The organism is Aeromonas sp. R2-4, from assembly GCF_040908365.1.
Classification (GTDB): Bacteria; Pseudomonadota; Gammaproteobacteria; order Enterobacterales; family Aeromonadaceae; genus Aeromonas; species Aeromonas veronii.
Genome location: NZ_JBFODO010000049.1, coordinates 18,645 through 37,097 on the forward strand (window position 1 = coordinate 18,645; position 18,453 = coordinate 37,097).

The 18,453-nt window shown below is 61.0% G+C and carries 24 protein-coding genes; 11 read left to right on the plus strand and 13 right to left on the minus strand.

Annotated elements, in window-relative coordinates:
- Positions 1–6 precede the first annotated feature (6 nt).
- A complete protein-coding gene (locus AB5Z05_RS18280) occupies positions 7–441 on the plus strand; it encodes a flagellar basal body-associated protein FliL (protein ID WP_040069400.1) in 435 nt (144 codons plus the stop codon).
- A 112-nt stretch (positions 442–553) separates the two neighbouring features.
- Entirely contained in the window at positions 554–718 is a 165-nt protein-coding gene (locus AB5Z05_RS18285; RefSeq protein WP_005339525.1) for a hypothetical protein, read from the plus strand.
- A gap of 20 nt (positions 719–738) precedes the next feature.
- Here the strand turns inward: AB5Z05_RS18285 and AB5Z05_RS18290 are convergent, their stop codons facing one another.
- From AB5Z05_RS18290 to AB5Z05_RS18305, 4 genes are all read right to left on the minus strand, one after another.
- A complete protein-coding gene (locus tag AB5Z05_RS18290; RefSeq protein WP_040069401.1) occupies positions 739–1,071 on the minus strand; it encodes a DUF2799 domain-containing protein in 333 nt (110 codons plus the stop codon).
- A 137-nt stretch (positions 1,072–1,208) separates the two neighbouring features.
- Positions 1,209–1,334 carry a hypothetical protein gene (locus AB5Z05_RS18295; RefSeq protein ID WP_265324604.1) on the minus strand — a complete coding sequence of 42 codons (126 nt, stop codon included), beginning with the start codon at positions 1,332–1,334 and terminating at the stop codon, positions 1,209–1,211.
- 74 nt (positions 1,335–1,408) lie between these two features.
- On the minus strand, positions 1,409–2,389 hold the full coding sequence (locus AB5Z05_RS18300; RefSeq protein ID WP_323937110.1) for an MDR family oxidoreductase: 981 nt from the start codon (positions 2,387–2,389) through the stop codon (positions 1,409–1,411).
- A 32-nt stretch (positions 2,390–2,421) separates the two neighbouring features.
- Positions 2,422–3,444 (minus strand): LacI family DNA-binding transcriptional regulator, encoded by a 1,023-nt coding sequence (locus AB5Z05_RS18305; protein WP_219265408.1) that lies wholly within the window; start codon positions 3,442–3,444, stop codon positions 2,422–2,424.
- A 251-nt stretch (positions 3,445–3,695) separates the two neighbouring features.
- On the opposite strand from AB5Z05_RS18305, the gene AB5Z05_RS18310 reads away from it, so the two are divergent.
- Genes AB5Z05_RS18310 through AB5Z05_RS18320 form a run of 3 tightly spaced genes read left to right on the plus strand, consistent with a single transcriptional unit; the run spans position 3,696 to position 5,773 of the window.
- The gene (locus AB5Z05_RS18310; protein ID WP_201931714.1) at positions 3,696–4,139 is read left to right on the plus strand and encodes a PTS sugar transporter subunit IIA; all 444 of its coding nucleotides are present in this window, start codon (positions 3,696–3,698) and stop codon (positions 4,137–4,139) included.
- A 35-nt stretch (positions 4,140–4,174) separates the two neighbouring features.
- Complete coding sequence (locus AB5Z05_RS18315; protein ID WP_005356014.1) at positions 4,175–4,462, plus strand: PTS sugar transporter subunit IIB; 288 nt, start codon at positions 4,175–4,177, stop codon at positions 4,460–4,462.
- Positions 4,463–4,513: 51 nt separating this feature from the next.
- The gene (locus tag AB5Z05_RS18320; protein WP_005357405.1) at positions 4,514–5,773 is read left to right on the plus strand and encodes a PTS ascorbate transporter subunit IIC; all 1,260 of its coding nucleotides are present in this window, start codon (positions 4,514–4,516) and stop codon (positions 5,771–5,773) included.
- Between the two features lie 98 nt (positions 5,774–5,871).
- Here the strand turns inward: AB5Z05_RS18320 and waaA are convergent, their stop codons facing one another.
- Both waaA and waaF read right to left on the minus strand, forming a co-directional pair.
- On the minus strand, positions 5,872–7,137 hold the full coding sequence (waaA, locus tag AB5Z05_RS18325; RefSeq protein WP_236368486.1) for a lipid IV(A) 3-deoxy-D-manno-octulosonic acid transferase: 1,266 nt from the start codon (positions 7,135–7,137) through the stop codon (positions 5,872–5,874).
- A gap of 1 nt (position 7,138) precedes the next feature.
- On the minus strand, positions 7,139–8,173 hold the full coding sequence (gene waaF / locus AB5Z05_RS18330; RefSeq protein ID WP_005339516.1) for a lipopolysaccharide heptosyltransferase II: 1,035 nt from the start codon (positions 8,171–8,173) through the stop codon (positions 7,139–7,141).
- A gap of 276 nt (positions 8,174–8,449) precedes the next feature.
- On the opposite strand from waaF, the gene AB5Z05_RS18335 reads away from it, so the two are divergent.
- Entirely contained in the window at positions 8,450–9,226 is a 777-nt protein-coding gene (locus AB5Z05_RS18335) for a glycosyltransferase family 2 protein (protein WP_368152611.1), read from the plus strand.
- A gap of 51 nt (positions 9,227–9,277) precedes the next feature.
- Here the strand turns inward: AB5Z05_RS18335 and AB5Z05_RS18340 are convergent, their stop codons facing one another.
- Positions 9,278–10,315, minus strand: a complete 1,038-nt coding sequence (locus AB5Z05_RS18340; RefSeq protein ID WP_075115948.1) for a glycosyltransferase family 9 protein — start codon at positions 10,313–10,315, stop codon at positions 9,278–9,280.
- A gap of 134 nt (positions 10,316–10,449) precedes the next feature.
- Between AB5Z05_RS18340 and coaD the strand changes: the two genes are divergently transcribed.
- Positions 10,450–10,935, plus strand: coding sequence for a pantetheine-phosphate adenylyltransferase (gene coaD, locus AB5Z05_RS18345; RefSeq protein WP_107683354.1), 486 nt, complete (start codon positions 10,450–10,452; stop codon positions 10,933–10,935).
- A 91-nt stretch (positions 10,936–11,026) separates the two neighbouring features.
- Here the strand turns inward: coaD and AB5Z05_RS18350 are convergent, their stop codons facing one another.
- The 6 genes from AB5Z05_RS18350 to radC all read right to left on the minus strand — a co-directional run bounded on the left by AB5Z05_RS18350 (position 11,027) and on the right by radC (position 14,689).
- On the minus strand, positions 11,027–11,899 hold the full coding sequence (locus AB5Z05_RS18350; RefSeq protein ID WP_368152631.1) for a VirK/YbjX family protein: 873 nt from the start codon (positions 11,897–11,899) through the stop codon (positions 11,027–11,029).
- Between the two features lie 177 nt (positions 11,900–12,076).
- Positions 12,077–12,889, minus strand: coding sequence for a bifunctional DNA-formamidopyrimidine glycosylase/DNA-(apurinic or apyrimidinic site) lyase (gene mutM, locus AB5Z05_RS18355; protein WP_368152614.1), 813 nt, complete (start codon positions 12,887–12,889; stop codon positions 12,077–12,079).
- Positions 12,890–12,913: 24 nt separating this feature from the next.
- Entirely contained in the window at positions 12,914–13,369 is a 456-nt protein-coding gene (locus AB5Z05_RS18360) for a hypothetical protein (RefSeq protein ID WP_144716163.1), read from the minus strand.
- A 93-nt stretch (positions 13,370–13,462) separates the two neighbouring features.
- Positions 13,463–13,630 carry a 50S ribosomal protein L33 gene (gene rpmG, locus AB5Z05_RS18365; protein ID WP_005307500.1) on the minus strand — a complete coding sequence of 56 codons (168 nt, stop codon included), beginning with the start codon at positions 13,628–13,630 and terminating at the stop codon, positions 13,463–13,465.
- An 11-nt stretch (positions 13,631–13,641) separates the two neighbouring features.
- Entirely contained in the window at positions 13,642–13,878 is a 237-nt protein-coding gene (gene rpmB / locus AB5Z05_RS18370) for a 50S ribosomal protein L28 (protein WP_005307492.1), read from the minus strand.
- 136 nt (positions 13,879–14,014) lie between these two features.
- Positions 14,015–14,689, minus strand: coding sequence for a DNA repair protein RadC (gene radC / locus AB5Z05_RS18375; RefSeq protein WP_368152617.1), 675 nt, complete (start codon positions 14,687–14,689; stop codon positions 14,015–14,017).
- Between the two features lie 147 nt (positions 14,690–14,836).
- Between radC and coaBC the strand changes: the two genes are divergently transcribed.
- From coaBC to AB5Z05_RS18395, 4 genes are all read left to right on the plus strand, one after another.
- Entirely contained in the window at positions 14,837–16,039 is a 1,203-nt protein-coding gene (gene coaBC, locus AB5Z05_RS18380; RefSeq protein ID WP_368152619.1) for a bifunctional phosphopantothenoylcysteine decarboxylase/phosphopantothenate--cysteine ligase CoaBC, read from the plus strand.
- Between the two features lie 82 nt (positions 16,040–16,121).
- Entirely contained in the window at positions 16,122–16,580 is a 459-nt protein-coding gene (gene dut / locus AB5Z05_RS18385) for a dUTP diphosphatase (RefSeq protein WP_005339498.1), read from the plus strand.
- A 68-nt stretch (positions 16,581–16,648) separates the two neighbouring features.
- Positions 16,649–17,245, plus strand: a complete 597-nt coding sequence (gene slmA, locus AB5Z05_RS18390; RefSeq protein ID WP_005339495.1) for a nucleoid occlusion factor SlmA — start codon at positions 16,649–16,651, stop codon at positions 17,243–17,245.
- A 165-nt stretch (positions 17,246–17,410) separates the two neighbouring features.
- Positions 17,411–18,247: a mechanosensitive ion channel domain-containing protein gene (locus AB5Z05_RS18395; protein WP_088868140.1), complete on the plus strand. Its 837-nt coding sequence runs from the start codon at positions 17,411–17,413 to the stop codon at positions 18,245–18,247.
- Positions 18,248–18,453: the final 206 nt, after the last annotated feature.

Here is an 18,453-nt window from a genome sequence, read left to right on the forward strand (position 1 = left end):
ATCTATATGAAGATCTTCAAAATTCTGCTGGTGTTGTTACTGAGCTGTGGCGCCCTGCAGCAGCAAGCTCTGGCTGAAGATGAGCCGCCCGCCGAGGGCACAGAGGGGGCTGCCAAGCCTGGTTTCTCCTACCACGCGCTCGATCCCGACATCATCACCAACTACCTGAGTGATAGCAAAACCCTCGGTTATATCCGGGTCACGGTAGAGCTGATGGCGGAAAACGAAGCCGACCTCAAGCTGCTGGAGCAGCATGACCCGCTGATCCGCGATGCCATCATCCGTCTGATTGGCAGCAAAAATGCCGATCAAGTGAAGTCCCTGACCAACCGAGAAGAGCTGCGCAAGGAGTGCGAGACAACCGTCAACGAACTGCTGGTGAAAGAGACCGGCAAGAAAGCGGTGCGCGAGCTTATCTTCACCAAGTTCCTCTACCAGTAATCCCTCCCGAAACAATCGCTTATTGGCATATCTGCCAATAAGCGAGCTTTGCCGGTTTATTCGAAATGAAAATCGATTACAATACGGCCGTCAAGTCGTAGAGGTAGTCGTTATGGGCAGCAAAACCCTGTGTGAATGGCGCCGTCACGAGATCCCCACCGATCTCAAGGCGTTGCGCAAGATAGTCCGCAAACCCAAGTTTGTCTGCAGCAAGTGCGCCCGCAGTGCCAATGACAAGGGTTACCTCTGCCAGCCGCTGCGTTTGAAAGAGGAGTAACGCCCCTCCCTGTCAGGGCGTTATTGATCGGTCCACCCCTGACGCCCCTGTTCGAACAATCTGCGTGCCTGGGTATCATTCGGGCAAACGCCGCGATACTCCTCGCCTGAGCGGCCAGCCAGATAGAGGTGCTCGGGGCGGCAATACCATGCCAATCCCTTCTGATGTCCCTGCTTCCACAGTTCGGGATCCACCTTCTTGCCACATTGCCCCTGATGGAACTCGATCCGCTCGGTGGTGAAGCCCAGCTTGCCATCCGCCTCCCCCACCTCACTCCACACCTTCTCGCAGGGATCATCGTTGGAGACACAGCCACCCAGCAGGGCAGCCAACAATATGATGGTGAGTCGCATAGTCATCCTTGAGCGTCATTTGGGCAGTTCATTCTACCCAGCGCCCCGCTCCTGACCAAGGACGAACGCTCAGCCGTGTGAGCGCGGCAAAAAAATCAGGCGGGCCCAAAGCCCGCCTGTTCGTTCAATGCCGTGGTTCACTGGTCATCGAAAGTGTCATCATCCTGCCAGCTTTCATCTTCCCACTGATCCAGCTCTTCTTCCCAGGAATCCGGCTCCCAATCCTCATCAGAGGAGTCGTAATCCGGCTTGTGTCCACCCATCTTCACTCTCCTTGGATAGTTCACCCGCACTCCAATTTTATCCGGAATTGTCGGGCTCGCCAGTCAGAGAGAGTTCAAAGTTTGACCAGGGTGCGACCGGCGATCTGGCCTTGCGTGATGGCCTCGGCGGCCTCCACTACCTGCTCCAGCCCAATCTCGGTGACCGCCTGTTCAAAGAAGCTGGCAGGAAGATCCCGTGCCAGTCGCTGCCACGCCAGTTGACGACGTTCAAACGGGCACATCACCGAATCGACCCCCTGCAACCGCACATTGCGCAGGATAAAGGGCATCACGCTGGTCGGCAGATCGAAACCACCCGCCAACCCGCAGGCCGCCACGGCGCCGCCATAGTTGATCTGGGCCAGCAGCTTGGCCAGCACCTGACTGCCGACGGTATCGATGGCACCGGCCCACAGCTGCTTCTCCAGCGGTTTGGCGGGCACCAGCAGTTCGCTGCGCGGCACGATGCGGCTGGCACCCAACGCAGTGAGCATGGCGCCCTGCTCTTCGGGACGACCGGTCAGCGCCGCCACCTGATAGCCAAGGGCCGCCAGCAGGGCGACCGAGGTGGCCCCCACACCGCCTGCCGCACCGGTGACCAGCACTTCGCCACTTTCGGGAGTAATCCCCGCCTCTTCCAGTGCCAGCACGCAGAGCATGGCGGTGAGACCGGCGGTACCGATGCACATGGCCTGCCGTTCATCCAGCCCGGCGGGCAATGGCACCAGCCAGTCCCCCTTGACCCGCGCCTGTTCGGCCATACCGCCCCAGTGGCCTTCGCCCACGCCCCAACCGGTCAACACCACCTTGTCGCCGGGCTGATAGCGGCTGTCGGCAGATTCGAGCACGGTACCGGCGAAGTCGATACCGGGCACCAGCGGCCACTGGCGCACTATCTTGCCCTTGCCGGTAATGGCCAGACCGTCCTTGTAGTTGATCGAGCTGTAAGCGACCGCCACCCGCACCTCACCTTCCGGCAACTGGCTCTCGGCCAGCCGGGTCAGAGTCGGAACAGTCTTGCCGTCTTGGTTTTCCAGTAACAGAGCCTTGAACATGGTTGCCTCTTTGATGACATGTGAAACGGGGATCAGCTGCTTTGACGCTTTTGCAGTTGAAAATCGAGAGCCAGCGCAGTGCCCATCACGGGCTCCCCGGCCAGTTGGCGCAGGATCAGCTCGGCAGCCTCCTGTCCCATTTTGCGATAGGGGATCTTGACCGAAGTAAGGGTCGGATAACAGGCGCGCGCCACATCCAGATCGTCAAATCCGGCGATGGCGAGTTTGCCCGGCACATTCAAATGGCGGCGCTGGCACTCGAACAGCACCCCGGCCGCCAGTTCATCGTTGACGCAGATCAGCGCGTCCAGCTCGGGCCAGCGCAGCAGAAATTCACCCAGCATGGTGGCGCCGGTGCTGAAACTGGGCCGCTCAGAGGTGTTGATGATGGCATCGGGGGAGAGGTAGTTGTCGAGCAACGCCTTCTGCCAGCCCTGCATCCGCTGTTGCAGCATCCACTGCTCCTGACGGGCACAGAGAAAACCGATATTGCGGTAGCCCCGCTCGATCAGGTGGCGGGTGAGCTGATAACCGGCATCGAAGTTGGAGACCCCCACATTCATGTCGATGGGGCTGCGGGCCATGGCACCCACTTCCACCACCGGCAGGCGGGAGGCTTTCAGGCGGGTACGGATCGTCTCGCCGGGATCGCCACCAAACAGCACCACCGCCGCCGGATTGTGCTGCAAAAAGCTGGTCAGCAGGCTCTCTTCCTGCTGTTTCAGATGCTGGGCATCCCCCAGCATGATCTGGTAACCCTCCTCGAGCAGGGTCTGTTGCAGGCCAGCGATCATCTCGCCACAGCCCGCTTCCGCCAGACTCGGGACGATCACTGCGATGGTCTGGGAAGTCGCAGAGGCCAACGCCCCGGCGGCCCGATTGGGGATATAGCCGAGCTCTTCCACCGCAGCTTCGATGCGCTCGCGCATCCTGTCGGAGACCATCTCCGGCGTGCGCAGGGCACGGGAAACCGTCATGGCCCCCACACCAGCCAGCTGGGCCACATCGTTGAGGGTCACCCGACCCGTGCTACGGCGCTTCTTTGCTTCTGACATCCATCCCATCCTCGACTTGCGGCTGCTCACTTTAAGGCAAAAGAGCGCCACTGACCATTTGCTCAAGGCCGATTCTACTCTCTTTCCCCCACAATGAGGGCAGGATGACTCCCGTTAATGGGTGAAGTGATAGCGCTATCACAGTTTGATGTTAGCGCTATCTGATAGCGCTAACTTTCGCGATCACCCTCACAGTTTCACCACCGCAAGATCGATAGATTGGCGCCATCATAACTAGCCGGATCACCACCATGCTGACTCAACTGCTGACCGAGGATGTCATCCGCATCGAACCCGCAGCCCGCGACTGGCGTCACGCCATCGAGCTGGCGACGGCGCCCCTGCTGGCCAATGGCACCATCGAACCCTCCTACGTGGCGGCGCTGTTTCGCTCTCATGAAGAGCTCGGCCCCTACTACGTACTGGGCCCCGGTCTGGCGATGCCCCATGCCCGCCCCGAAGACGGCGTCAACCGGCTGGGTCTGGGGCTGACCGTCATCAGGCAGGGGGTCAACTTCGATTCCGAGGGCAACGACCCGATCCGGCTGCTGATCACCCTGGCCGCCAGCGACAGCAACTCCCACGTGGAGACCATCGCCCAGCTGGCCGAGCTGTTTATGAATGAAGAGGACGTGGCGGCCATCATCGCGGCCGACACCAAAGACGACATCCTGCGCATTCTGGCGCGCTACTGATCTGCGCCACGGCGCACCTGACAGAGGAAGAGACAATGAAAATTCTGGTTGTATGCGGTCACGGTCTGGGCACCAGCCTGATGATGGAGATGAGCATCAAGAGCATCCTGAAAGAGCTGGCAGTCACCGCCGAAGTGGATCACCGCGATCTGGCCTCCGCCGGTAGTGAAACCGCCGAGATCTTTGTCGCCACCCGCGACATCGCCGAGCAGTTACAGAGCATGGGCGTCAACGGCCGTCTGGTGGCCCTCGACAACATGGTCGACAAGGCCGCGATGAAAGAGAAGCTCGCCACCGCCCTGCGCGAACTGGGCGCCCTCTAAGGATCCTCCATGCGGCCTGCGGGCCGCATCTTTCATTGCCAGGAGCTGACCATGGAATTTTTCAACTTTCTGATGTTTGACGTGCTGTCCGAGCCCGCCGTGCTGGTCGGCCTGATCGCGCTTATCGGCCTGATTGCCCAGAAGAAACCGGTGACCGAGTGCATCAAGGGCACGGTCAAGACCATCATGGGTTTCGTCATTCTGGGGGCCGGTGCCACCCTGGTGATCAACTCGCTGGGTGACTTTGCCGTCATCTTCCAACACGCCTTCGGCATCAAGGGGGTCGTCCCCAACAACGAGGCCATCGTCTCCATCGCCCAGACCTCGTTTGGCAAGGAGATGGCGATGATCATGTTCTTCGCCATGCTGGTGAACATCCTGATCGCCCGTCTGACCCCGTGGAAATTCATCTTCCTGACCGGTCACCACACCCTGTTCATGTCGATGATGGTGGCGGTGATCCTCTCTGCCGGCGGCATGAGTGGCGTGCCGCTGATCGCGGTGGGCAGTCTGGTGGTCGGCGTCGCCATGGTCTTCTTCCCGGCCATCGCCCACCCCTTCATGAAGCAGATCACCGGCTCCGATGACGTGGCGCTGGGCCACTTCTCCACCTGCTCCTACGTGCTCTCCGCCCTGATCGGCGCCAAGTTCGGCAACAAGGCCCACAGCTGCGAAGATGTGCAGGTACCGAAGAGCTTGCTGTTCCTGCGCGATACCCCGGTGGCCATCTCCTTCACCATGGGCATCATCTTCCTGGTGACCTCCGCCTTCGCTGGCCCCGAGTTTGTCTCCAGCGTCGCCAAGGGCAAGCACTGGTTCATGTTCTCCCTGATGCAGTCCATCACCTTCGCCGCCGGTGTCTACGTCATCCTGCAGGGTGTGCGGATGGTCATCGCCGAGATCGTACCGGCCTTCAAGGGGATCTCCGACAAGCTGGTGCCGAACGCCAAACCGGCGCTCGACTGCCCCATCGTCTTCCCCTACGCCCCCAACGCCGTACTGATCGGCTTCCTGTCGAGCTTTGCCGCCGGTCTGGTGGGGATGGCGCTGCTCTACGCCATGGGCCTGACCGTCATCATCCCGGGCGTGGTACCGCACTTCTTCGTCGGCGCCGCTGCCGGAGTCTTCGGCAACGCCACCGGTGGTCGTCGCGGCGCGATTTTGGGCTCCTTCGCCAACGGCCTGCTGCTGCTCACCATTCTGCCGGTGTTCCTGCTGCCGGTGCTGGGCGACCTCGGCTTCGCCAACACCACCTTCAGCGACTCCGACTTCGGTGTGGTCGGCATCCTGCTGGGGCTGATAGTCCGCTAATTCCGGTCACCGCCAAAAACAAAACGGAGCGCATCGCGCTCCGTTTTTTTATGGCCGGCCATCGATGATGGATGGCGGGCTGTATGAAAGGCTGACACTCAGTCGTTCTCCAGCGCGGTGAGACAATGAGAGAGGGTGCGCGCCAGGGCTCCCTGATTGCGCAGCACCACGGCGCGGGCCTGCTCGCCCATCTCGTGGCGGGTGCTCTCGTCGGCAAACAGCTGGCTCACCCGCTCGCCCAGCTCGGCGGCATCGGCCACGATGGCGGCGCCCCCCTGAGCCACCAGCTGGCGAGTGATATCGCTGAAGTTGAAGTAGGCGGGACCGGTCAGGCAGGGCTTGCCTAGGGCTGCCGGCTCCAGCAGGTTGTGACCGCCGATCTGCACCAGACTGCCACCAACGAAGGCCACATCGGCCGCCGCCAGCATCAGCGGCAGCTCGCCCATGGTATCGCCGAGATAGACCTTATCCTGTGCTCCAACCGCAGCACCATCAGTGCGCCGCACGCAGCCATAAGGGGCGCACAGCTCGGCCACCCGGTCGAACCGCTCGGGGTGGCGCGGCACCAGAATGAGCAGCGCTGCGGGATGGCGTTTGAGCAGCAGATCGAAGGCGGCCAGCACCTGCTCGTCCTCACCCAGATGGGTACTGGCGGCGATCCAGACCGGCCGCTCGGCGCCCAGCTGCTGGCGCAGGGCGCGCCCTTTGGCCTGCACCTCGTCACCAAACTGGATGTCGAACTTGATGGAGCCGGTCACCGCCAGCCGCGAACGATCGATGCCGAGGCGGGCGAAGCGGTCGGCATCATCCTGATGCTGACAGAGCAGATGGGTCAGTGGCCGGCTCAGGGCGTCGAAGGCGCCGTGGAAGCGGGCATAACGCTGGCAGGAACGCTCGGAAAGACGGGCGTTGATGATGGTCACCGGCAGGTGGTGCGCCTCACAGGCGGCCAGCCAGTTCGGCCACAGCTCGGTCTCCATCACCCAGAGCGCGCGCGGCTTGAAGGTGTCGAGAAAGGCGGCAATGGCCCAGGGGTAGTCGAGCGGCGCGTAGCGATGGATCACCAGATCCCCCAGCCTGGCAGCCTGATCGGCGCCGGTGCGGGTGGTGGTGGTGAGCAGGATCGGCAGATCGGGCCGCTCCGCCTTGAGGGCGCGAATGAGCGGCGTGATGGCCAGCGTCTCCCCCACGCTCACCGCATGGATCCAGAGCGGCGCCTCCTGTCCGGTGGCGGGCAGCCGCCCGAGATGCTCGGCCCAGCGCTTGCCAAAGCCGGGCTTGCCTTTCTTCGGCTTGTAGAGGGCCAGCAGCGCCAGCGGCAATCCCAGATGGATCAGCAGGTTGTAGAGCAGACGGTAGGGCATCTTACTGACTCTGCTCCAGCTTCTTGCAGGCATCGACCACCTGCTCCGGCGCCAGGTCGATCAGGCACTTGAGATGGCCGAACTTGCAGGTGCGCTTGAAGCAGGGGCGACACTCGATGTCGGTGTGAACGATCTCGACCCGATCCGCCAGCGGCGGGGTGTAGAGCGGCGAGGTGGAGCCATAGACGCCCACCAGCGGCCGGTTGAGGGCGGCGGCGATGTGCATCAGGCCGGAGTCGTTGGAGATGACCCGGCTGGCCAGCGCCATCAGGTCGATCGCCTCGTGCAGGCTGGTTTTGCCCGCCAGCACGTGGCAGTTGGGGCGAGTCAGCAGATTGACCCGATCCCGGATGGTATTGGCCACCGGCACATCCTTGTTGGAACCGAAGATCCACACCTGCCACCCCTCGTCCAGATGCTGTTGGGCCACCACGGCGTAGTGCCCTTCCGGCCAGCGCTTGGCCGGGCCAAACTCGGCACCGGGGCAGAGCACCAGCACCGGGCGGGCGCGATCCAGCCCCAGTCGCTCCAGCGCCTTGCTCTGGTTTATCAGATCGACATGGAGCGCCGGATGCGGAATGGTCGGGATATCGGCCCGACTCTTCATCTGCGCTTTGGGATAAGCGAGCGCCAGATAGCCCTCCACCATCAGCGGGAAGGCGGACTTGTTGCTGCGCAGGTCGTTGAGCAGGCCATAGCGGCTCTCACCCTTCCAGCCGGTACGCACCGGAATGCGAGCAAACCAGGGGATCAGCGCCGACTTCATGGAGTTGGGCTGGACGATGGCCTGATCGTACTTCTCGGCTGCCAGCTGCTTGCCGAGGCGGCGGCGCGCCACCAGTTTGAAGTCACCGTGGCCAAGGGGCATGGTGATCGCCTTGTCCACCTCCGGCATCCGCTCCAGCAGGGCACAGCACCAGGCGGGGGCCATCACGTGCAGTTCGCACTCCGGATGGTTGGCCTTGATCGCCTTGTAGAGGCTCTGGGACATCACCATATCGCCGACCCAGGAGGGGCCGATCACCAATATTTTCATCACGCGTCTTCTCTCGGGACTGGCCCGGCTGTTAATCATCACTGGGCGAGATTATGCCCCAAGAATGACTGGATAAATAACAGAAGATCCTTGGCAGACGCTGCTGTCACCCCATTTTTCCAGCAGTGGCCCTCTTCCAACCGGATGTGACGAGACAGGCAAACAGCTGATAGAAACGGGCAATGGCGGCTCTCTCTTTGGCCCGTTTTTCCGTTAGAATGGCCCATCAATACGCATTCGACCCGCCAGCCGGGCAATAACCGTGAGCCCACATTCGTGAAAAAACCGACTCTGGCTGCCGTTCTGATCGTCAAGAATGAAGCCGACAACCTGCGCAAGTGCCTCGCCTCCCTCGACGGACTGGTGGACGAGATCGTCATTCTGGACTCAGGCAGTCAGGACGAAACCCCGGCCATCGCCGCCGAATTTGGCGCCCGCTTCTTCGTCAACGCCAAGTGGCCTGGCTTTGGCAAACAGCGCCGGCTGGCCCAGTCCCACGTGCAGTCCGACTGGGTGCTGTGGCTGGATGCCGACGAGCGGCTCACCCCCGAGCTGAAAACCGCCATCGCCAACGTGATGGCCAATCCGGCCAGCGATACCATCTACTCGATCCCGCGCCTCTCCTGGGTGTTTGGCCGCTTTATCCGCCACAGCGGCTGGTATCCGGATCGGGTGCTGCGCCTCTATCCCAAGGCGCTCACCAGCTACAACGAGGCGCTGGTGCACGAAAAGGTGGAAGTGCGGGCCAACATGAAGATCGTCAATATTCATGGCGACCTGCTCCACTTCACCTATCGGGATCTGGAGCACTATCTGGTGAAATCCGCCGGTTATGCCCGTGCCTGGGCCGATCAGCGCACCGCCCGCGGCAAGAAGGGCTCCCTCAGTCAGGGGCTGATCCACGCCGTCGGCTGCTTCCTCAAGATGTACCTGCTCAAGGCAGGCTTCCTCGATGGCAAGCAGGGGCTACTGCTGGCGATCCTCTCCGCCCACTCCACCTTCATCAAATACGCCGACCTCTGGGTGCGCCAGCAACCGCAGCAGCCGGAATAACCGTCATACGAAACAGGGCCCCGCGGGGCCCTGTTTGTATTGCTGCATACGTTATTTGCGCCAGAAAGGCGCCGCCCAGCGGGCCATCACCGGCACCATGGTCTTGGGATCGAGTTGACTCATATCCTCAGGATGGTCGCTATCCTCCGGCGGGCTGAAGGCGAGGTGACGCCCTTCGCTGTTGAGGGGCTTCCAGCGCAGCGGAGTAGCGGAGCGGCGCATCGGGAAGAAGCCGATGGTCGGCACATCGAGCGCGCCGGCGATATGGAGCGGGCCAGTACTGCCTGCAACGAACAGGGCTGCGTTGGCCAGCACCTGACAGAACATCGGCAGACCATCGCTGGAGCGGTAGATCCAGCCGTTGCCACCGTGGGCCAGCAACTCGGCCGCCAGCTGTTCGGCCATCTTCTCCTCGCCCGGGCCTGCGGTCAGCACGCACTGCAGCTCGGGGCAGGCCTGATTGAGCTTGATGATGATGCGGGCATACTGCTCGATGGAGAGGTTGTTGGCAGACCCACCGCTACCGGCATGCACCATCAGCCAGGGGCGGCTGGCATCGAGCTTGAGCTTGAGTGCCAGCTGCTCACGCACCTGCCGCAAGGTCTCCTCGTCGAACTGCAGGAAGGGAGTTTTGGGCTCCACCACGGCCACCTGCTGATCGGCCAGGAAGCGGCGGATCAGCTCCAGGTTGTACTCGGACTCCGGCTTCTGGGAGCGGGAGCGGCGCTGCACCAATCGCTGGTTGTAGAGCACCTGCGCCAGCTTGGTCGCCGGCGCCAGCCGGTAAGGGATGTGCGCCTTCCACACCAGCATGGCGTTGCGGGAGTTGGAGAAGAGGCAGATGGACGCGTCGAACGCCGCCGCCTTGATCCGCGCCAGCAGCGCTCGCTGTTGCTCCTTGTCGGCCCGCACGCCCGGATCGATGATCACCTCGTCAATCCAGGGGCAGAGCCGGGCCAGCGGCGCCGTGTAGGCCGGAACCAGGGCAGTCACATGACACTCCATGGAGCCTTTGAGCATGGCGAAGCTAGGCCACGCCAGCATGAAGTCACCAATCTTGTCATTGCGAACGACCAGAATACGTTTCATAAAAAATCCCTTTGCTCCCTGTCACCAATGCAAGGAGGCTTGATGCGCGATGGCGTATTCTTGCCTGATGCACTGCTATTCTCAAGCGACGACCTTATAATGCGACCAAATTTCCAGGTTGCAGGACCGCAAAGATGACTACCAGGGTAATTTATCCCGGGACTTTTGATCCCGTTACCAATGGCCACGCCGATCTCATCGGCCGCGCCGCCAAGCTGTTTGACGAGGTGGTGGTCGGGGTCGCCAACAGCCCGAGCAAGCGCCCGCTGTTCGATCTGGCAGAACGTGTCCAGCTTGTCCAGCAAGTGACCAGCACGCTTCCCAACGTCAAGGTGGTGGGCTTCTCCGGTCTGCTGGTCGATTTCGCCAAAGAACATCAGGCCAACGTGCTTATCCGCGGCCTGCGCGCCGTCTCCGACTTCGAGTACGAGTTCCAGCTGGCCAACATGAACCGCCGCCTGATGCCCACGCTTGAGAGCGTCTTCCTCACCCCAGCCGAGGAGAACTCCTTTATCTCCTCCACCCTGGTGAAAGAGGTGGCGCTGCACGGTGGCGACATTCGTCAGTTTGTCGATCCCGTGGTGGCCCAGGCCATCGCAGCCAAACAGCAACAGCGCTAATTCCTCCCCTGATGGCAGAAACAACAAGGGCTACCCGCGGGTAGCCCTTGTTGTTTCTCTCTCGCTATGGAGAGGTCAGCCTGCTTGCCGGTTACTGACGGGCAAACCGTTCGCTCATCTCCTGCACCAGCAGATCGAGCCACTCGTAGCGGCGCCGATACATGGCCCGCTTCTTGGAGGCGATCTCCTCCAGCGGCTTGCGCGGCTGGGCTTGCAGAGCGACGAAGTTGGCATCCACATCCTGCGCGCCGAACTCCTGCCACAGCTCGTCGTAATCGGCCTGCAGGTTGGCTTTCTGCTTGCTGCTGTAGCGCTTGGCCTGAAACACGTGGGCCCGCTTGCGCACCGCCAGCACCTCTGCCGCCCCCATGGCCTGCGCCAGTTGCAGCACCAGCTGCACCAGCAGGGATTTGGGCCGCAGGCCGTGCCCCTCTTTGGTCAGCTCGCGCACCCGATCCTGGGCATTGTCGACCGCAGGCTCCGGCCCCTGCATGGAGCCGATCATCAGAATCAAACGATCCACGCTACCCGCCAGCGAAAAGGCGCAGCTGTAGAGGCGCTGCCCCTCGCCGTTGACGATGGAGAGCGCCAGCTCGGCCTCGCGGCGGAAGGTGCCATCGTGGCGCAGCAGAATGCGGCAGCCGCTCTGGGGATAGCGCCCCAGCGCGATCCCCTCGCCCAGATAGAGGGGGTCGATCAGCTGCGGGTAGCACTCCAGCAGCAACCGATAGTGATTTTCCAGCATCTCGGCCCGCTCACGGGCACTGGCACAGGCGAAGCGATAGGGGCGCATCGGCTTGTCGAGCAGCTCGGGATAGACAGCTGGCAGCGCCTTGAGCGAGTCACACTGAAACAGGCTGAAGACCCGGCTCAGCGACTTGCGATAGAGCAGGCTGCGCAGCACGAACTTGCCGCGATTGAAGGTTTTCCGGTCACATCCCTCGGGGTAGAGGAAGCGGGCCATGGATTTTGCGCAATAGCGCTCCTGCCGGGATAAATATTCCCAGTCTATTGATTTAACTGTCATTTTTATATTCTCAAACCGCCTGAACGGTCGGGATACTAGTGACAGCTGTGCAAATCTTCAACAGAGTGGAAATACGCTGTTACAACTTCCCCCGGATCGGGGCAAAAAGTGCGCTCAGCGCTGGCAATGACTGCAAAAAACCGTGGTGCGCTGGCCCATTCTTGTCTCGGTCAGCAGGGTGTGACAGTGGAAACAGGGCTGACCGCCACGACCATAAACCTGCAACTGCTGCACGAAATAGCCCGGCTTGCCATCGGCGCTGGTGAAATCCTTCAGAGTAGTGCCGCCCTGGCGAATCGCCTCGGCCAACACCCGCTTGATCTCGGCCACCAGAGTCGCCAACCGCTCGCCACTGATATTGCCCGCCGCCCGTTTGGGGTGAATGCCGGCAGCATAGAGCGCCTCGTTCGCGTAGATGTTGCCCACCCCGACCACCACCTGATTGTCCATCAGGAACTGTTTGATGGCGGTGCTGCGTCCCTTGGCGCGCTCACGCAGGTAATCAGCACTGAAGGCATCGGTGAGCGGCTCGGGCCCCAGCTTGGCGAGCAGCGCGTGGGCTTCGGCCGGTTCCCGGGTCCAGAGCAGGGCACCGAAGCGGCGCGGATCGTTGAGCCGCAGCAGCTTGCCATTCTCCAGCTCGATATCCACGTGGTCGTGCTTCTCGGCTGGCGTGCCAATATCCAGCACCCGCAGGCTGCCGGACATCCCCAGATGAAGGATGGCGGTGCCGAAATCGGTCTCCAGCAGCAGGTATTTGGCGCGGCGACGCACCCGATGGATGGTGAGATCCACCAGCTCCTGAATCTCACCGGGGATCGGCCAGCGCAGGCGGCCATCCCGCACCACTACACGCGTCACCTTGATACCGGTAAGCCAGGGGGATATCCCCTGACGACTGACTTCAACTTCTGGCAATTCGGGCATGGGCACCTCGCAAGGAAAAGGAACTCAGGGGGCAGGACGCAGCAGATCGCGATACTGTTCGGCAGTGAGGGCGAGCCAGAGACCGGATGACAGCTGAGCGCCATATTGGCCGCTGTTCTGATAGAGGCCGATCTCGACCGGATCGCTCTGGCCGGCAATCCACACCTTGATGGTCACCGGGGTACCGCGCACCACCTCGCCGGGGGGCAGCAACCAGCTCTGCCAGCGCGCCAGACGGGCATCCAGCTGAGCCGTGTCGAGCCCCAGATCCGGCACACTGCGCCAGCCCTGACCAATCCGCTCAATCTGCCAGCTCGGCCCCTGCCAAGTGAGCACTACGGACGCATCCGGCAGCAAGGGGCGAGCCCGCTTGGCGCTGTTCTCCTGCTGGGCAGTCTCCATACGATGCAACAGGGTGATCACGATCAGCACCACCACAATGATCACGTTATTCCAGCCTTTGCGGCTCAATTTGAACATGGCAAGCCTCCCTTTGAACCGGCAGTGTACTGAATTCGGCGCATAAAAAAACCCGGCACGAAGCCGGGTTTTTGGGAATGCAGCATCAAGTAATTACTTGATTTTGCCTTCCTTGTAGATCACATGCTGACGAACAACGGGATCAAACTTTTTGATCTCCATTTTTTCGGGCATGGTGCGCTTGTTTTTGGTAGTGGTATAGAAGTGACCAGTACCGGCGCTGGAGTTCAGGCGAATTTTCTCGCGAATACCTTTAGCCATGATCTAATTCCTTATACCTTAACACCGCTGGCGCGCAGTTCAGCCAGAACCACTTCAACGCCACGCTTGTCGATGATACGCATGCCTTTTGCGGATACGCGCAGGCTTACGAAGCGTTTTTCACTCTCAACCCAGAAACGGTGAGTGTGCAGGTTCGGCAGGAAACGACGCTTGGTGGCGTTGTTAGCGTGCGAACGGTTGTTACCAACTGCCGGGCGCTTGCCGGTTACTTGGCATACTCTAGACATGTCAGTCTCTCCAAATCTTACTTCATTGCTCGAGCAAATATCTGCCCCGCTGGCCTTCGATTGCGGGGCAAACAGAAGGCGGCATTTTATACAGCATCCGTGATCAAAGATCAACTAATACGGTGCCAGAGCACAGTTATAGCCAACCGCGCTCGGCAAAAGAAACCGTGATGCCATCACCGATCACCAAGTGATCCAGCACTCTGATATCGATCAGGGCCAAAGCGGCCGTGATCCGATCCGTGATCTGGCGGTCGGCCCTACTGGGCTCGGCGACGCCGGACGGGTGATTATGCGCCAGAATCACCGCGGCTGCATTATGTTTGAGCGCGATCTGCACGATTTCTCTTGGCCAGACGCTCGCCGAATCGATTGTGCCGAAAAAAAGCTCAACAAATTGAATGACTCTGTGCTGATTGTCGAGCAACAGCAGGGCAAACACCTCGCGCGGCCGATCCCGCAACTGGGCCTGCAGATAGTCGCGGGTCAGCTGGGGCGAGGTGAGGGCATCACCCCGTTGCAGCTGCTCGGCCAGATGGCGTCTGGCCATCTCCAGCACCGCCTGCAGCTGGGCATATTTGGCCGGGCCAAGGCCGTGCGCCTCGCAGAATGCCCGTTGATCCGCGCCCAGCAAGCTGCGCAAAGAGCCGAATTGATTCAATAGATTACGTGAAAGATCCACTGCACTCAGGCCATTCACGCCGATGCGCAAAAAGATGGCGAGCAGCTCGGCATCGGAGAGCGCCGCAGGCCCCTGACGCAGCAACTTCTCTCTGGGGCGTTCATCTTCCGGCCACTCTTTGATGCTCATTTGTCTCTCCCTCATCCCTGTTGAGGAAAAACATAGCAAAAAATTGCGCGCGCCCGGCCACACCCCTTGATGCCAACCCCTGTCGTCATCCATTGCCTGTGGTATCTTAGCCGACCAGTCAGAATGAGCCGGATAGAGAAACAGCAGATGAGATTGGCCGATAAACGCATCCTGTTGGGTGTCAGCGGCGGGATCGCCGCCTACAAGAGTGCCGAGCTGGTACGCCGCCTGAAAGATCAGGGCGCCGAAGTGCGGGTGGTGATGACCCGCTCCGCCAAGGAGTTCATCACGCCGCTGACCCTGCAGGCGGTCTCCGGTCATCCGGTGGCCTACAGCCTGCTGGATCCCTCTGCCGAAGCGGGCATGGGCCATATCGAACTGGCCAAGTGGGCCGATCTGGTACTGATCGCCCCCGCCAGCGCCAACCTGATGGCGCGGATGGCAGCAGGCATGGCCGACGAACTGCTGACCACCCTCTGTCTGGCCACTCCGGCGCCCATCGCACTGGCGCCCGCCATGAACCAGCAGATGTATCTCAACGCCGCCACCCAGGCCAACCTCAAGACCCTGGCCAGCCGCGGCATTCTGCTGTGGGGGCCGGATGCCGGCAGCCAGGCCTGTGGCGATGTGGGCCCGGGCCGGATGCTGGATCCCCTCGAACTGGTGGATCGCTGTTGCCAGCAGCTGGCCGCCGAACCCTTGCTGGCAGGCGTCAAGCTGCTGCTCACCGCAGGGCCAACCCGCGAGGCACTGGATCCGGTGCGCTACATCAGCAACCACAGCTCCGGCAAGATGGGCTACGCCATCGCCCGAGCTGCCCGTGAAGCGGGTGCCGAAGTGACGCTGGTGAGCGGGCCGGTGACGCTGGCTACACCTGCTGGCGTCACCCGTGTCGATGTGGAGAGCGCGGAGCAGATGCATCAGGCGGTGATGAGCCGGGTCGCCGAGTGCGACCTCTTCATCGGCTGCGCGGCGGTAGCCGACTATCGTCCTGAGCAGGTGGCCAGCCAGAAGATCAAGAAGACCGGCGACAACGACCAGATGGTGGTGAAGCTGGTGAAAAACCCCGACATCATCGCGGCCGTCGGTGCCCTTTCAGACAAACCCTTCACCGTCGGATTTGCCGCCGAAACCGTGGATGTGGAACAATACGCCCTCGACAAGTTGCAGCGTAAGCGGCTGGACATGATCGCCGCCAACGATGTGTCCCGCGAGGGGCAAGGCTTCAACGCCGATGACAACGCCCTGACCGTGTTCTGGCAAGGGGGCCAGGCCCCGCTGCCGCTGGCCGACAAGCTGACGCTGGCCCGTCACCTGATCGCCCTGATTGCACGCCACTACCGGCACTGAGCGTCCCGAAAGAACAAGACTCACGGCGCCCCGCCCTTGCCAAGAGAGGCGCCAATACAAGATCCAACTGAAAAAGCGATTCATGACTACACAAATTGAACTGAAGATTCTGGATGCCCGTATCGGTACCGAGTACCCGCTGCCCGCCTACGCCACACCGGGCTCTGCCGGCATGGATCTGCGCGCACTACTGGATGCGCCGCTGACTCTGGCTCCGGGTGATACCACCCTGGTGCCGACCGGTCTGGCCATCCACATCCAGGATCCGGGTCTGTGTGCCACCATCCTGCCCCGCTCCGGCCTCGGCCATAAGCACGGCATCGTACTGGGCAACTTGGTCGGTCTGATCGATTCCGATTACCAGGGTCAGCTGATGGTATCGGTCTGGAACCGCGGCAAAGATGAGTTCACCATGCAACCCGGCGAGCGCATCGCCCAGCTGGTGATCATGCCGGTGGTTCAGGCCAGCTTCCAACTGGTCGATGAGTTCAATCAGAGCGAACGGGGTGAAGGCGGTTTTGGTTCTTCTGGTCGCCAATAACAGACCACACCAGCCCGATGGGCGGTGCCTAATAATAGAATCAAGCCATTGTTTTTTTAGGGGAATCCATGGCAAGCAGTAATCAGAAACAGAGTCGGCGCGATCAGATCCTGCAGGCGCTCGCCCATATGCTGGAAACCAGTCCGGGGCAGCGTATCACCACGGCCCGTCTGGCGGCCGAGGTCGGCGTCTCTGAAGCAGCCCTCTATCGACATTTTCCCAGCAAGGCGCGGATGTTCGAGGGGCTGATCGACTTTATCGAGGATTCCCTGCTGTCACGGGTCAATCTGATCATGGCGGAAGAGAAGGACACCATGGCGCGCTGCCACCATATCCTGCAACTGCTGCTGGTGTTCGCCGAACGCAATCCCGGCATCACCCGCATCCTCAATGGCGATGCCCTGCTGGGTGAGCACGATCGGCTGCGGGATCGCATCAGTATCCTGTTTGACAAGCTGGAGACCCAGATCAAACAGGTGCTGCGCGAGAAGCGGCTGCGCGAGGGTCAGGGCTTCCAGCTCGACGAGACCATGCTGGCCAATCTGCTGCTGGCCTACACCGAAGGCCGTATCAGCCAGTTCGTGCGCTCCGAGTTCAAGCTCAAGCCGACCGCCGGTTTCGAAGATCAGTGGCAATTTATCCGCAGCCAGCTGCTGCAGAGCTGATGGTTTTTTCGCATCATTCAGCAAAAAGAAGGGAGGCTTTGGCCTCCCTTCTTTTTTGTGTCAGGTTTTTATGGCAAAAAAGAAGTACCAGATGCGACCCGTACTGTCGCGCTGCGGTGTTAGATTCATCCACCATAAACCTTTTAGAACCTGACAGGACATCCTATGGAACCCGAAATCATTACCGAAGCGCAGACCTGGCTGGTCAATAATCAGGGACTGCTGATCGAATACGGCGTCAATATCGCCGCCGCCCTGCTGACCCTGCTGGTCGGCTATATCGCCGCCAACCTCATCAGCGGTGGCGTGGTCAAGGTGATGCAGGCCCGCAAGCTGGACACCACAGTCACCCACTTCGTCGGCAGCATCCTCAAGTACGCCATTCTGGTGTTCGTGGTGATCGCCGCGCTGGGCCGTGTCGGCGTGCAGACTGCCTCCTTCGTCGCCATTATCGGTGCCGCCGGTCTGGCCATCGGTCTGGCGCTGCAAGGCTCGCTCTCCAACTTCGCTGCCGGCTTCCTGCTGATCATCTTCCGCCCCATCAAGGCGGGCGAGTTTATCGAAGTGGCGGGCACGGCAGGTGTGGTGCAGTCCGTTCAGCTCTTTACCACCACCCTCACCTCCGGTGACAACAAGATGGTGGTAGTACCGAACTCCGCCATCCTCAACGGCACCATCGTCAACTACTCGCGCATGGATACCCGCCGCGTCGATATGACCTTCGGTATCGGTTACGGCTCTGACCTGCGCAAGGCCAAACAGATCCTCGAGCGTCTGGTAAGCGAAGAGCCGCGCATCCTCAAGGATCCGGCAGCCACCATCGCCGTTGCCGCGCTGGCCGACTCCTCGGTCAATATCGTGGTGCGCCCCTGGGTGAAAACCGCTGACTACTGGGGTGTCTGGTTCGACTTCCACGAGAAGGTGAAACTGACCTTTGATGCCGAAGGCATCGAGATCCCATTCCCGCAGATGGTGATGCACATGCAAAAAACGCAGGCGTGATCGCGGTTCTGCTGCAACAGACAATGCCAGCCTTCGGGCTGGCATTGTCGTTTCTGGCCCCAGCCCATGGCCATGTCGGTGCATAACCACGCCAACCGGATGAAAACAATTTCAGGCTATCGGGGTGGCCCCAATCATGAGCAAGCGCAAGATCCGCCTTGCTTTCGTGACACATAATCCCAATGTTCTGGTTGTATGCTCCCGAC